The following is a 12,383-nucleotide window of genomic DNA, read 5'->3' as shown; positions in this document are numbered from 1 at the left end:
CGATGACTGAGATACCTGATCACGCCACCTCCGTGTCTGATATCGACACTTGAATACTTTGTGTTCTCGATTAAAACCAATAGGTCACTAAGTGGCCAAAGGCAATCATCTCGGCTCGTTGAAATTTTTTTAATCAAGTCGTGACGACCGGAATAGAGCCCTCACTGCCCATGGCTGCTGGTGTGAAAGCGCATGTGATAGATTGATGAAACTCCCTCGTTTACGGCACGAGTATTCATTCAATGGATGAACTGCGCAGAATTGACCTCAACATGTTGGTCACGCTCCATGCGTTATTGGCCGAAAAACATGTCACGCGGGCGTCTGTCCGGTTGCATAAGAGCCAGCCGGCAGTCAGCCATGCTCTCGGCTTGCTCAGAGCCCATTTCGATGATCCTTTGCTCATACGGCGAAACGGTTCTTTGGTTTTAACGGCAAGGGCACAAGCGTTGGCTCAGCCGCTTCAGGACGCTCTGGGCAACTTGAACTCGCTGTTGGGTGCTCCGGTATTTGAGCCATCAACGGCGAAGGGCCGTTTCAGGTTGTCGCTGTCGGACTATGCCGCGCGGATCCTTCTGCCTCCGCTTACCCGGAAAATCCGCCAGCAAGCGCCGGGTATTGATTTGGCCATCAGCCAGGCCAGTCGAGAAATGATGATTTCCCAGCTGCTGGACGGTGAACTTGACCTTGCATTGGGCATCTTCCCTGATGTGCCGGGGGCCATTGCGCTGCAAGATCTTTTTTCCGAAGGATTCATCAGTCTCGCCGATAAAAAAGTACTGCCCGCACACGGGGGCCTTTCCTTGGATGAATGGCTATCTCGCCCGCACGTATTGCTCGCGCTTCGCCCTGATGCGAACGATGAGATCGAGCAGGCGTTGGCCGCCCAAGGTTTGAAGCGTCACATTGCCTTGGCTTTGCCCCACTGGAGCGCTGCCGTCGACGTGCTTGCCGGTACCGATTTGATTCTCACGGTTGCCAGTCGCGCGGTAGGCCCCATGCGAAATCACAAATCGCTGCGGCAATTCGAACCGCCCATTGATATCCCCCGATTCGCCTATCAGCAGGCTTGGCACACAAGGAAAGAGGGTGATGCTGCACATCGCTGGCTGCGAGAAGCGGTTTTCGAATGCTCCCAGCCAAGCTGACATACCGTCAGGGCTGCAGGGCAGGGCCTTTGAGCTCGATCTGATTATCATCAGGGTCACTGAGGTAAATCGACAAACCTGTTCCCTCCGCGCCGTACCGCATCGCCGCGGTTTCAGCGGCTACGCCGGCAGCAGCCAGATCGCGCAGAATGGCCTGTTCATCAAACGGCTCGACCCGTAGGCAGAAGTGATCGACGTTGTGTCTTTGCTTGCCTGCCGGCTCCCCGCCCTGACGCCCGATCGACCCGTTCACATCCACCAGGTCAATCATGGATGACCCTGCGCTCAGGTGGATCATGCCAAGGTCATCACGGCGTTTTTTCACATCACAGCCCAGCACCGATGTGTAGAAGGCCAGGCTGTGCTCGATGTCCCGCACCCGCAGAACAACATGGTCGATCCGTTGAATTGAAAAACTGCGCATAACGATCACTCCTGACTCACCCGAAAACTCCACCTGGATAGCTTAGGCGAACGGCAGGGCCTTCGGGACATAGGAAAAGTAGAGCGGTTACTCGCTGGTTTGGGTAGCGCCGTTCTCAACGGTGGGCGTACCGATGCCCTGTACCAGTAACACGCCACCGAAGATGAGCACGACGCCTGCCAGACGAGTGAAGGTAATCGGTTTGACGGCGAGTCCCATCAGCCCAAAATGGTCGACCAGAACAGAAGCCACAATTTGTCCCGCAACGACGAGCATTAGAAAACCGCTGGCCCCTAACAGGGGAGTGATGGCCGTTGCGCTGCCTACGTACAGGGCACCCAAAATGCCGCCGATCCATAACCACCACGAACCCTGCAACGCCTTGCCGATATCAGGCGCCGATACACGCAGCACCAACAGTGCAACGAGCACCACAACAGCACTGACGAGCAGCGACGTTAGCGCTCCCCAGAGCGGGTGCCCTAATGCTCGGCCAACGGCGGCGTTACTGGCTGCCTGAAAGGGCAGGACTGCACCTGCCAGCAATGCGGTACCCACCGGGATGAGTGCGAGAGCCAGTACCTTGCTGAACATGACGTTCCCCTTTGGAGGTAATTATTTTCGATGGGGAAATGATCTCCAATCCATTGGCTTTATGGAAATCACATGTTTGCACGTGGGCTATTCATTTGGTGGATGGTGTGGGGCAGGGATTGTGTAAAGGAGGAACCGTCATTTCACGCCCTGCGTGGCGCTGCCGGAAAATTTCGACACGCTGCGCTTGAAACGGACTTTACTGAATTAAGGCGTTCAGCCTGCAAAATGTCACCCATCGAGGTGGAGGACGAGTCCTTGCCCATGTCCCAGTCCTTCCCCGTCCTGTTGCTTGTCCTGCTTCTGGCTGGCTGCGCCACCAAGCGCTTGCCTCACGAGTTCAGCGAAGCAATACCCGCTAGCGATTCGGCTTTCGGGCGCTCAATCCAGGCCCAGGCCGCCCAGCAACAGGGGCGCTCGGGTTTTCGCCTGCTGCCCAACAGCAGCGAAGCGTTCCGCGCGCGGGCCGAGTTGATCCGCAATGCGCAGAAAAGCATCGATCTGCAGTACTACATCGTGCATAACGGCCTCAGCACCCGAGCCCTGGTGCAGGAAATTCTGCTGGCTGCCGATCGCGGCGTACGAATTCGCATATTGCTCGATGACACTGCCAGCGACGGCCAGGAAGAAGTGATCGCGACCCTGGCCGTGCACCCGAACATCCATATCCGTGTCTTCAACCCTTTGCATCTGGGGCGCAGCACCCTGGTGACCCGAACCATGGGCCGTCTGCTCAATCTTTCCCAGCAACACCGGCGCATGCACAACAAACTGTGGTTGGCCGACAACAGCGCGGCCATCGTCGGCGGACGCAACCTGGGGGATGAGTATTTCGATGCCAAGCCCGATCTCAATTTCACCGATATGGACCTGCTGTGCATCGGCCCGGTCGCTGAGCAGTTGGGCCATAGCTTCGACCAATACTGGAACAGCGCACTGAGCCAGCCGATCAGTGACTTCCTGGTTAACAAGCCGACAGCCGAAGATTTGCTCGAAAGCCGCCAACGCCTGGAGCAATCGCTGCAAAGCACACGTATCGAAAACAAGGCTTTGTACGACCACCTGATGACTTACCGGACGCAACCGCAACTCGCCACCTGGCGTCAGCAGTTGATTTGGGCCCATGGCCAGGCGATGTGGGACGCACCGAGCAAGGTGCTTGCCGACGATGAACCGTCCCGCGCGCTATTGATGTCGACACAACTGCGACCTGAGCTCGACAGGGTCAACAAGGAGCTGATCCTGATCTCGGCTTATTTCGTTCCCCAGCAAGCGGGCATGCGCTACCTGCTCGGTCGTGCCGATGCCGGTGTTGACGTGCGCGTATTGACCAATTCTCTGGAAGCCACCGACGTACCAGCGGTGCATGGCGGCTATGCGCCTTACCGCAAAACCCTGCTCGAACATGGCGTGAAGCTGTATGAACTGCGACGCCAGCCGGACGACCCCGGCGGCGGGTCTTCTTTTGGCTTCAGCGGTGGCTCGGACTCCAGCTTGCACACCAAGGCCATGATCCTCGACAAGCAGAAGGTGTTCATCGGCTCCTTCAATTTCGACCCGCGTTCAGTGTTTTGGAACACGGAAGTCGGGGTGCTGGTCGACAGCCCCGAATTGGCGGGTTACATGCGTCGCCTGGCGCATGAGGGCATGGCGCCGGCCTTGAGTTACCAGGCTCGCCTGGAAAACGGCGAAATCGTCTGGGTCGCTGAAGACGACGGCCGCCTGTACACCCTGCGCAAGGAGCCCGGCGGAAAATGGCGAAGCTTCAAGGCCTGGCTCAGCGACGCGATTGGCCTGGAGAGAATGCTCTAGATCCGGGCCGGCGCCTCGAGGGCATTGCCATCAGGACGGTCCCCGATCAATGAGAGTCAGGCGCTATCGCTCAGCCGTTGGCGCAGGTCGCACCAGTGGCCAGTCCCCGAAATCAAAATAGCAGGCAAAAAAAAGCCCGCGATGGGGAGTGCGGGCTGGGAATCACAAAAGGAGTGGGATCTACCGTACGCGGACGGTTGTGAAAATATTGTGATGGGGGTTGAGAAAGACCAGGCTCAGTGCCTGGCCATCCCGGGTTGTGTTTTAGAAACGATACTTTGCTGAAGCCGTAATGCTGCGTGGTGCCCCGTAGGTCAGGGCGCCGTAGGCATCGAAGATGTCGAAATATTTCTCGTCGGTAATGTTGTCCGCATTCACCTGCGCCGAGAGGTTTTCGGTGATCTCGTAGCGAGCCATCAGGTTGACCAGCGCGTAGGCATCCTGCTGGATCTTCTCCGAGTCGCCGGCCGGGTTGGTGGCGTAGGTGTAGATCGAGTCTTGCCAGTTAACCCCGCCGCCGATGGTCAGCTTGTTGAATGCACCAGGCAGACGGTAGGTGGTGAAGGTGCGCAACAACTTGGTCGGATACAGGGTGTTGACGTCGTCGCCTTTGGCATCTTCAGCCTTGAACTGGGTGTAGCCCACGGAAGCATTCCAGTCGGTTGCGAGTTCGCCCGAAACTTCCAGCTCGAAACCTTTGCTGGTCGCACCTTCGCTTGCCTCGTAGGCGAAGCCGCCGACCGGGTTGTTAGGGTCGATCAACTCGCCGGTGTTCTTGCCCAGGTTATCCTGTTTGATCTGGAAAATCGCAGCGGAGGCGTTCAAGCGGCCACCGAAGTATTCACCCTTGAGACCCAGTTCCGTGCTCTCGCCAACGATCGGCTCCAGTTCCTGGCCGCTGCGGTCGCGTACCGATTGCGGCAGGAAGATTTCCGTGTAGCTGGCATAGGCCGAGAGGTTGTCGGTGAGGTCGTAGACCACGCCTGCATAAGGCGTCAGCTCGTGATCGACATCGGTCTTGCTCACTTCCGAGAACACGTCATCGGCGGTCTTCTCGTACCAGCTTTCACGGGCGCCAAGAATCACTTTCAAATCGTCAGTCACATTCAGGCGGGTGGCTGCGTAAAGCCCTTTTTGCCGGGTTTCGCTGTATCCGTAGTCTGTTCTCGGGCCCCAGATTGGCTCAGGGAAATGGCCGTTGTAGCTATCGAAATCGGCAACCCCGTCAAAGCCTGTCTGCGCGTTGAGGGCATCGGCGTCGAACTTTTGCTTGCTGTCCACATAACCGAAGGCCAATTCATGCTCGCGGCCCAACAGCGAGAACGGGCCATTGAAGCGGATGCCATAGTCGTCTTGTGTGGTTTCGGTCTTGTAGGTCGCCGGGAACGAAGACATCCCGGAACTCCCGTTCTGGCCTGGATTGCCGGAGAGGTAGAGCAGGGAAGAGTCGCCGGTGCGCTCGCCTCGGTTGTAGCTGAGGTGGACTTGCCAGTCGTTGGCGAACGTGTGGTCGAGATTGACGAAATAGGTTTTGTAAGTGGTGTCCCACTTGCTCCAGTCGGCGGACGTTGTCTTCGAACGGCTCCAGTGAGTGCGGCTGCCATCGGCGTACCAGACTGGCAAGCCGCCCCACATCGGGGACTCGGCGTTGCTTTCCTGATGACTCAAGCCAAACCACAGTGTGGTGTCGGGCGTCAGGTCGATGTCCATGGTGCCGTAAAGGGTCTGGCGCTTGTTCGAGTTCATGTCGATCCAGGTGTCGCCTTCGTTGGTCTCCGCAACCAGACGCGCACGAACCGTACCTTCCTCGTTCAACGCCGTGGAGACATCGGCCTCCATGCCATATGTGTCCCAAGTGCCGGCGCTCAGCTCCAGCGAACCCTTCAAGTCCTTACTGTTGGCGCGTTTGCGCACCATATTGAGCGACGCGGAAGGGTCGCCCGCACCGGTCATCAAACCGTTGGCACCGCGTACCACTTCAACGCGGTCATACATGGCCAGACTGCTGAATATCTCCCCCGAACTCCATGGCTGCTCATAAATGGTCGGGACGCCATCGATCATCAGCGAGTTGAGTTCAAAGCCACGGGCGTTGAATTGGGCGCGGCTCGTTTCATAGCGATTGACCGATACGCCGGTGGCGTTGTTGACCACATCGAGGATGGTTTTCAGGTCCTGATCTTGAATGCGCTGTTGCGTGATGACGCTGACTGACTGCGGTGTTTCGCGCAGCGACATGGTCAACGGCGTGGCCGTACGCGCAGCATCCGTGGTGTAAGAGTTGGTGCCCTCGGTAACCCCGACTTGCTCAGCGTTAGCCGTCTCGGTGATCGCGATGGGGTTCAAGGTCAGAGCGCTTTCAGTCGTCTTCTGCTCAGTTGCTTGCGCCGCCTGCAAGGAAGGAGCCGCGACGGCGATACCGACTGCGAGCATGTGTACGGCGAGAGCCAGGGGCCGCAGGGCCATGGACGAGCGCGGGGCAACAGAGTTTTCTTCACACAGGAGGATTGAGGCGGACATGCGGGCTCACATATGAATTTAGTGTTATTTGAGAATCACTATCATACGCATATGAGATTGCATGCGGAATAGGTTTTGTACCTATTTGAGATAATTTCTCATATGTGATGGTTGCCCGAAGAGCGCAGTGCAAGCGGCCGCTGATCAGCCGCTTCGCAGAAGTAGTCGCTTGAACGGCCAGCCTTCCAGGCACACACCTTTACGTTCTTCCCCCCCATTGTCGGTGGTTGATGCTGAGGAGCGTCCCGAACCAATATCGGTGCTGGAAGGCGCAAGTCTTAGTGGACAGCTCATTGCCCACCCATTGAGTGACTCGTACCTAAACTGTCGGATAGGTGTTGGTAGCGGCACCCTACGACAAGCAACGGAGAAGGCATGAACCCGATCACTGTCCAGACTCTGGAAGAAATGATGCAGCGCCGTCGGAGTTGCCGCGCCTTTCTGCCGCAGCAAGTCGATCAAGAATCAGTCAGGCGATTATTCGCTTTGGCTCAGCGCTCTGCCTCATGGTGCAACACTCAGCCGTGGCAAGTCATCGTGACGCGTGGGGCAGCAACAGAGCGTTTTTGTGCCGCGTATGCCGAAGAGCTGAAGATGGCTACGCCCGCCCCGGACTTTCAGTTCCCAAACGAGTATCAGGGGGTTTACCAAAAGCGCCGACGTGAGTGTGCACAGCAACTCTATGAAAGTATCGGCATCGCTCCTGGTGATCGAGTCGCTAGCCAGCACCAAACAATGCGAAATTTTTCACTATTCGGTGCGCCGCATGTTGCGATTATCACCAGTGATCGAGCGCTCAGCACCTATGGTGCCGTTGATTGCGGTGGCTATGTAGCCAATCTGCTGTTAGCCGCAGAGGCTTTTGGTCTCGGAGCCATTGCCCAGGCTGCGCTGGCCAGCCACTCATCTTTTGTACGACGTCATTTTGCTATCGATGACAGTCGGCTTGTGGTCTGCGGCGTGTCCTTTGGATATGCCGATCTTGATTCACCCGCTAATGGCTTTTACACAAGACGAGCATCCACCGAAGACACGGTGCAATGGCTCGACAATTGATCTTCAGGAGAGCAGGGATCACCTGCTTGCAGAAACCCAGTCAGCAGCGCGTTCGGCGATCATGATCGAGGCGGCATTCGTATTGCCGCCCACGAGGGTCGGCATGATAGAGGCATCCACCACACGAAGCCTCTCGATACCATGCACCCGTAACTGGCTGTCCACCACGGCGTGCTCGTCGTTGCCCATCTTGCAGGTGCCGACCGGGTGATAAATGGTGTCGGTGCGCTGGCGCAACAGCTCGATCAGTTGTTCATCTCCATACATCCCTTCGCTGTGCATGTCCTTGAGCCCGTAACGTGCCATAGGCGTTTGCTGGATAATTTCCCGAGTCATTCGGTAACCGGTGAGCAGGGTTTCCACGTCATCGTCATGCCCCAATATATTGGGGTCGATACGCGGTGGGGCGCTCGGGTCATTCGATTGAAGACCCACGCTACCGACGCTCTTGGGGCGCAACACGCAGACGTGGCAACTGAACCCGTGTCCCCAGTGCAACTTGCGGTTATGGTCGTCAATCATCGCGATGACCGAATGCAACTGGATATCCGGACGCGCGAGACTCGCGTCGGTTTTCAGAAAGCCGCCGCCTTCGGCGAAGTTGCTGACGAAAGGACCGCGTCGATGTCGGACGTAATCAATCAACGCCTTGCCCATTTTTGCACTGCCGCGAAGGGAGATACCCATCAACGACGTATCGTGACTTTTATAGCTAAGGACGACATCCGGATGGTCTTGCAGGTTTTGTCCTACACCGGGTAGTTCGTGCTGCACCGCAATTCCCTGTGGCTTGAGTTCGGCTTGCGGGCCAATCCCCGAGAGCATTAACAATTGCGGACTACCAAAGCATCCGGCACTGAGGAGAACTTCCTGGCGAGCCTTGATCGTCTGACGATTCCCCCTGATACGCAGCTCCACGCCGACCGCCTTCTTGCCTTCCAGCACGATCCGCTCTGCGGCAGCGCCAGTCATCACTGTGAGGTTCTTGCGGGTGCGTCGAATGGGTTTGAGGAAAGCGGTGGCCGTGCTCCAGCGTCGACCATCACGGATCGTTACGTCGAACTGACCGATGCCTTCCTGCTCGGCGCCGTTGAAGTCGGGATTATGCCGGTGTCCGGCCATCTGCCCCGCTTCGATAAAGGCTTGGGTGACTGGGTGTAGCGGGTTCTTGCCGACGTATAACTCGCCTTGCGCTCCATGGAAATCACAGGCACCGCGGTGGTTCATTTCACTCTTGCGAAAGTACGGCAGGACGTCTGAAAACGACCATCCGGGATTTCCCATGGCCTGCCAGTCATCAAAGTCACTGTGATGACCACGGATGTAAACCATGCCATTGATAGAACTGCTGCCACCCAGCACCTTGCCGCGCGGTTGATAACCGCAGCGCCCGTTCAGACCCGGTTGCGGTACGGTCTGGAATGCCCAGTTGACATGACGGCTCGGCAGGATCGCAGCGACGCCAACGGGAGCATGGATCAGAGGCGAGCGGTCTTCTGGACCAGCCTCAAGCAAACACACCGTGACATCGGGGTTTGCGCTCAGTCGATTAGCCAGGACGCAGCCCGCTGAGCCGGCACCGATGATTACATAGTCGAATTCCATCACAGAACGATCCCGAGCGAGTGAACAGGGGGCGACTTCGCAACGAAGCAACCGTGGTTATCCGGCAAGGATTGTTGGCTCGAACGCTCAGAAAAAAATTGATCTTTCGTGACATTTATTTGATCTTTGATGACATGACATCTTTGATCAGAACAACCTCATTTACCGGATTCCGTGAAGTGACAAGCCAGCTCGGCGGGAATGCCGACCTGATGCTTGAACACTTTCGCCTCAACCCGGACCTGCTGATGGACGAAGACGCGCGTGTGCCGTTACGTTCGTTGGTAGGGCTGCTGGAGTTTGCTGCGCGAGAGCTGGAATGCCCTGATTTTGGTTTGCGCATGGCCGAGTATCAGGACTTGCATATACTCGGACCGATTGCGGTGATCGCCCGAACATGCGCGACGGCGGGAGAAGCGTTGGCGCAAATTATCCGTTTTATCGGTTACCACAGTCCGGGCATTCGGCTTGATCTTGACCTGAGTGAGGCCAAGGCACCGCGTTTGCTGATCGATATCCGGCTTTCCGGACACAGCCCACGGCGGCAGATGGAGGCGCTGGCGATGGGGGTGGCGCATAACGGCATGAAGGTGCTGTACGGCGATAACTTCGTTGCCCAGTCGGTGTTGTTTTCAGCTCATCACTTACCCGCACAGGCACGTTACGGGCGTTATTTCAAAACGCAGGTGTATACCGGCCAATCCTGCAACGCCCTGGTTCTGCGTGACAAACAACTGAGTCAACGGATCGAGCAGCAGGCGCCTTACCTGCATCACGCACTGGAACGCTACTTCGACGAGTTTGACTTGCAAGCGACATCCGATGTGGTCAAACAAGTTGAGCGTCTGGTGCTGCGCATGATGCCGATCCAGCGCTGCCGTTTGCCCTTAATTGCCGAGCAACTCGGCATGCACGTGCGTATGTTGCAACGCAGGCTGGCCGAGGAGGGGCGCAGCTTCGACGAAGTGGTCGAGACGCTGCGTCGCGAGCGTGCCGACCACTACCTGGCGGAAAAACACATGCCTATGTCTCAGGTTGCCGGCCTTCTGGGCTATAGCGAACAAAGTGTCTTCAATCGCGCTTGCCGGCGCTGGTTCTTAATGTCGCCGGGCGCCAGGCGTCGTCAGTTGCTCGAATGAAACCGGCTTTTTTTCGCCCTTTTCAACTGCCTTGCGGTACCACCCGAGCATCATTGCCTGAGCCTTCGATATAAACGTTCATGCCTTTACCGAGAGACGGATTGATAGGCTGGGTGATTGACACCAGCACGCCACTCTTGACCCGCACAATGATCTGTTGCGCCTCTTTGGGCTGGTCGTACTGTTTCTTCTCCGCGTAATTGCCGCCGACGGCACCGGCAAGCGCGCCGGCGACCATGGCAACATCGCGCCCGGTGCCGCGCCCGATCAGGCTGCCGATCCCGAGCCCGCCAAGGCCACCGAGTACGGCGCCTACGCCACTGTCGTGATTTGTCTGCATTTGCGTCAGAGTTATCTGTTCGATCTTCCCTGCGCGAATTTCGGTTTCACCAGCGCCACCCTCGGTTGATCCCACTGCGGAGCATGCACTGATCAGTACAGTCGCGAATATAAGCGTCAGCCCGGACAAAATAGCTTTCATTGTTGTGCACCTCATTATTGATATTTGATGGCAATGCCTTTGAGTTTGCGTCCCTGGATCGTGTTTATGTCGCGGCTCCACAGCGGCCCTGACACGTACGCGGCCACGGGCTGGATCTGGTCGTAGACCACGACTACCGCGTCTGCACCGAGCGTCGCGGCTTGCTCGCGCAGTTTCGCCTCGACTTGGGTGATGGGCGGCGCCGGGTCAACACTGGCGTCGATCAGGATTTCACCGAGCCGCACATACGGTCGAGTGGGTGCTACGCGCATGATCTGTACTTCATTTGCCAGGGTTGGAGCGGGGTGTTCGACCCCGACGTAGGCGGTTGTTTGCGCATCGACCGTCGCACAGGATGCCAGCGCGAGCACACTGGCGATGAGCGCTGTGGTGAGCAGCGGCGTCTGTAATCTTGAAAGCAGAAACGATGATCGGTCCCACATGGCGGTATTCCTCTTTTTCAGGTTTATTCACTCGCCAACGGGTTGGCGAATTCAACAGCACTCAACTGCGGGTAAACGCCCAGAAATCAGCGTTTAATTTGTTGATTGCGGCCTTGAAGTCCTGCGTGGTGATCTTCTGGTTTCACGTGTCCTATGGAGAAGCGGCAGGCGTCCCACCCGCGCGCTCAAGTCGAATTGATCCTAGTCGAGAAAACCTGAACTAAGCTCCTGCGGGTCGCTTCGCGTCGAGGCGGTACAACCGCAGTGGTAGAGCATGTTCTCGTTATCGAGAAGGAGCTACTGATGAGCAAAGTCGTCCACCTCATGCCTGTCATGGCCCTGGTGATGATCTGGCCCGATACCGGCAAAACTGCCGATAGCCAGGCCGAGCTGGCTAAACAATCATTGAATCCGGTGGCGGCGCTTTACAGCGTGCCCATTCAGTACAACTGGAATCAGAAGCTGGGGCCCAGTGGCGAGGGTTACCAAAGCGTCACCAATATCCAGCCCGTGCTGCCCTTTACTCTCAATGACGAGTGGAATCTCATATCCCGAACCATCTTGCCGGTCATCGATCAACACGGTCTGGTACCGGGGGGGCAGGCAGACAAATCCGGGGTCGGAGATGTAACCCAGAGCTTCTTTTTTTCACCCAAGCACCCAACCGCGAGTGGTTGGATCTGGGGTGCAGGGCCGGTAATCCTTGTGCCGACCGGCAGTGATGATCTATTGAGTGGTGAACAATGGGGGGCTGGACCTACCGTGGTTGCCCTGAAACAAACCAATGGATGGACCCGCGGTATTCTGGCCAATCACATCTGGTCGCTTGACAACAGCCCGCCTGACGACAAAGACAAAATCAACCAGACCTTTCTGCAACCGTTCTTCAGCTACACCACCCATACCTATACGACTTTCGGTATCAACACCGAGTCTACGTATGACTGGCAGACCCGCGAGTGGTCGGTACCGATCAACCTTTTCGTCACCCAGTTGTTCAAAGTCGGTCATCAACCCATGAGCTTGCAAGTGGGCCCACGGTATTGGGCTGACAGCCCTAAAGATGGTGCGCAGGGCTGGGGGTTTCGGGTGGCGTATACGCTGTTGTTTCCCAAGTAACTCTACGCAAACCTTAAATGGCAAATTGGCGACCTCCCATGA

General features: G+C 57.0%; 11 protein-coding genes. 5 read left to right on the top strand and 6 right to left on the bottom strand.

From position 1 onward, the window contains the following. Window positions 1-242: 242 nt before the first annotated feature. Window positions 243-1,148: a LysR family transcriptional regulator gene (locus tag KVG88_RS18565; RefSeq protein ID WP_217872311.1), complete on the top strand. Its 906-nt coding sequence runs from the start codon at window positions 243-245 to the stop codon at window positions 1,146-1,148. Window positions 1,149-1,155: 7 nt separating this feature from the next. Here KVG88_RS18565 and KVG88_RS18560 read toward each other — a convergent pair whose 3' ends face one another. Both KVG88_RS18560 and KVG88_RS18555 read right to left on the bottom strand, forming a co-directional pair. Then, complete coding sequence (locus KVG88_RS18560) at window positions 1,156-1,572, bottom strand: VOC family protein (protein WP_217872310.1); 417 nt, start codon at window positions 1,570-1,572, stop codon at window positions 1,156-1,158. An 87-nt stretch (window positions 1,573-1,659) separates the two neighbouring features. Then, the gene (locus tag KVG88_RS18555) at window positions 1,660-2,166 is read right to left on the bottom strand and encodes a DMT family transporter (RefSeq protein WP_217872309.1); all 507 of its coding nucleotides are present in this window, start codon (window positions 2,164-2,166) and stop codon (window positions 1,660-1,662) included. A 264-nt stretch (window positions 2,167-2,430) separates the two neighbouring features. On the opposite strand from KVG88_RS18555, the gene KVG88_RS18550 reads away from it, so the two are divergent. Then, entirely contained in the window at window positions 2,431-3,978 is a 1,548-nt protein-coding gene (locus tag KVG88_RS18550) for a phospholipase D family protein (RefSeq protein WP_217872308.1), read from the top strand. Between the two features lie 264 nt (window positions 3,979-4,242). On the opposite strand, the gene KVG88_RS18545 is transcribed toward KVG88_RS18550, so the two are convergent. After that, window positions 4,243-6,498: a TonB-dependent siderophore receptor gene (locus KVG88_RS18545; RefSeq protein ID WP_217872307.1), complete on the bottom strand. Its 2,256-nt coding sequence runs from the start codon at window positions 6,496-6,498 to the stop codon at window positions 4,243-4,245. 375 nt (window positions 6,499-6,873) lie between these two features. Here KVG88_RS18545 and KVG88_RS18540 point away from each other — a divergent pair, with 375 nt between their 5' ends. Further along, on the top strand, window positions 6,874-7,554 hold the full coding sequence (locus KVG88_RS18540) for a nitroreductase (protein WP_217872306.1): 681 nt from the start codon (window positions 6,874-6,876) through the stop codon (window positions 7,552-7,554). An 18-nt stretch (window positions 7,555-7,572) separates the two neighbouring features. Here the strand turns inward: KVG88_RS18540 and KVG88_RS18535 are convergent, their stop codons facing one another. Next, window positions 7,573-9,159, bottom strand: coding sequence for a GMC family oxidoreductase (locus tag KVG88_RS18535; RefSeq protein WP_217872305.1), 1,587 nt, complete (start codon window positions 9,157-9,159; stop codon window positions 7,573-7,575). A 53-nt stretch (window positions 9,160-9,212) separates the two neighbouring features. Between KVG88_RS18535 and KVG88_RS18530 the strand changes: the two genes are divergently transcribed. Continuing rightward, entirely contained in the window at window positions 9,213-10,298 is a 1,086-nt protein-coding gene (locus KVG88_RS18530; protein ID WP_367616846.1) for an AraC family transcriptional regulator, read from the top strand. Between the two features lie 22 nt (window positions 10,299-10,320). On the opposite strand, the gene KVG88_RS18525 is transcribed toward KVG88_RS18530, so the two are convergent. Further along, entirely contained in the window at window positions 10,321-10,779 is a 459-nt protein-coding gene (locus KVG88_RS18525) for a glycine zipper 2TM domain-containing protein (protein WP_217872304.1), read from the bottom strand. A gap of 14 nt (window positions 10,780-10,793) precedes the next feature. Beyond that, window positions 10,794-11,222 (bottom strand): hypothetical protein, encoded by a 429-nt coding sequence (locus KVG88_RS18520; protein WP_217872303.1) that lies wholly within the window; start codon window positions 11,220-11,222, stop codon window positions 10,794-10,796. Window positions 11,223-11,546: 324 nt separating this feature from the next. Between KVG88_RS18520 and KVG88_RS18515 the strand changes: the two genes are divergently transcribed. Further along, on the top strand, window positions 11,547-12,341 hold the full coding sequence (locus KVG88_RS18515) for a transporter (protein WP_225934073.1): 795 nt from the start codon (window positions 11,547-11,549) through the stop codon (window positions 12,339-12,341). Window positions 12,342-12,383: the final 42 nt, after the last annotated feature.

It is taken from the genome of Pseudomonas azerbaijanoccidentalis (assembly GCF_019145495.1).
Lineage (GTDB): Bacteria > Pseudomonadota > Gammaproteobacteria > Pseudomonadales > Pseudomonadaceae > Aquipseudomonas > Aquipseudomonas azerbaijanoccidentalis.
Note: the sequence above shows the minus strand (reverse complement) of the source record. Positions and strands in the feature narration are given on the sequence as shown.

Bases quoted from the DNA above. Each gene is read 5' to 3' on its own strand.
- KVG88_RS18515 (WP_225934073.1), top strand. From the start codon at position 11,547: ATGCCTGTCATGGCCCTGGTGATGATCTGGCCCGATACCGGCAAAACT.
- KVG88_RS18565 (WP_217872311.1), top strand. From the start codon at position 243: ATGGATGAACTGCGCAGAATTGACCTCAACATGTTGGTCACGCTCCAT.
- KVG88_RS18555 (WP_217872309.1), bottom strand. From the start codon at position 2,166: ATGTTCAGCAAGGTACTGGCTCTCGCACTCATCCCGGTGGGTACCGCA.
- KVG88_RS18525 (WP_217872304.1), bottom strand. From the start codon at position 10,779: ATGAAAGCTATTTTGTCCGGGCTGACGCTTATATTCGCGACTGTACTG.
- KVG88_RS18540 (WP_217872306.1), top strand. From the start codon at position 6,874: ATGAACCCGATCACTGTCCAGACTCTGGAAGAAATGATGCAGCGCCGT.
- KVG88_RS18560 (WP_217872310.1), bottom strand. From the start codon at position 1,572: ATGCGCAGTTTTTCAATTCAACGGATCGACCATGTTGTTCTGCGGGTG.
- KVG88_RS18520 (WP_217872303.1), bottom strand. From the start codon at position 11,222: ATGTGGGACCGATCATCGTTTCTGCTTTCAAGATTACAGACGCCGCTG.
- KVG88_RS18545 (WP_217872307.1), bottom strand. From the start codon at position 6,498: ATGTCCGCCTCAATCCTCCTGTGTGAAGAAAACTCTGTTGCCCCGCGC.
- KVG88_RS18535 (WP_217872305.1), bottom strand. From the start codon at position 9,159: ATGGAATTCGACTATGTAATCATCGGTGCCGGCTCAGCGGGCTGCGTC.
- KVG88_RS18550 (WP_217872308.1), top strand. From the start codon at position 2,431: ATGTCCCAGTCCTTCCCCGTCCTGTTGCTTGTCCTGCTTCTGGCTGGC.